The sequence below is a fragment of the Bartonella sp. AP36NXGY genome (genome assembly GCF_042195865.1).
Classification (GTDB): domain Bacteria; phylum Pseudomonadota; class Alphaproteobacteria; order Rhizobiales; family Rhizobiaceae; genus Bartonella.
Map to the genome: position 1 here is coordinate 1 of NZ_JBHIPD010000124.1, position 938 is coordinate 938.

Annotated in this window: 1 protein-coding gene; it reads right to left on the minus strand. The window is 33.4% G+C overall.

Going from position 1 to position 938, the window contains the following annotated elements:
• Positions 1-157: 157 nt before the first annotated feature.
• Complete coding sequence (locus ACFINX_RS10230; RefSeq protein ID WP_375668812.1) at positions 158-901, minus strand: type IV secretion system protein; 744 nt, start codon at positions 899-901, stop codon at positions 158-160.
• Positions 902-938: the final 37 nt, after the last annotated feature.

The window sequence follows — 938 nt, forward strand, 5'->3', positions numbered from 1 at the left end:
CTAAACGCTTCATTTGCATTTATACATTACCTAAGTATTTTCATTACGATATCTTAGCTTTGATAAAACCTTTGTGCCTCTCTGAATTGTTCAGATAGTACTGAATCTTCTACATCGGCTTTTGTTTTCATGAAAAAAGCAAATGTTGTAAAGAGCTTTATTGGTTAGATCTTATTTTAGGCATATTTTTGTTGTAAAAGGTTACAATTTTTCTATACAATTTACGTTTTTGTAGTTCGATAAGAGTCTCTTCGTCATCGCTTAAATTTCTGACCATTTGTAGCTTTGTATATTCATTTTGGATCATGGATGACATGGTCTTGATGCGCGTTTGCAGATCAAAAAGTTCTTTCAGATCTTGTGTTTTATTAATCTGCTCTAAGAAACTTTCCACTTGTCTAAAGCGCTTATCTATGTCTTTGAAAGTTTGTAAACTTACAGCTTTTTCGACAATTCCACTATATTTAAGACGTGTATTAATTATTTCGCGTATCTTATCATACGGCAATTTCTGGAAGCCGTGCCTTTTCTCGTCGAGAACAAGTTGACGAAAAACAGCTCTATAGTGCCCAACATATGTGGTTTGGTAGTTTGTGCTTGGGTCTGGGTAAACAAAAGGCGAAACTGGTAAGAAAAAACTAAAATTTTCTCCTAGCGTAGATGTTAGTATTTTATGCCCTATTATAAACTGATGGATTTTTTCCGCGTTTTCGATCTGCTTTTCGTTTTCTTCAATTTGTTGTTTTAACAATTTAATAATTTCAAGATATTCTGCTTTTGAAAAAGGAATTTGAACAGTTGAGCCTTGAGTTCCAGAACCCCAACTAAAGTTAGACGTTAGAGTTAAATTTATCATTCCCCAAAGGGTAATCATTCCTGTTATAATAAATCGCTTTTTCATATATTTGCTCGCTTGATTTCGGCAGGGATTGTTTTAT

Bases quoted from the DNA above. Each gene is read 5' to 3' on its own strand.
- ACFINX_RS10230 (WP_375668812.1), bottom strand. From the start codon at position 901: ATGAAAAAGCGATTTATTATAACAGGAATGATTACCCTTTGGGGAATG.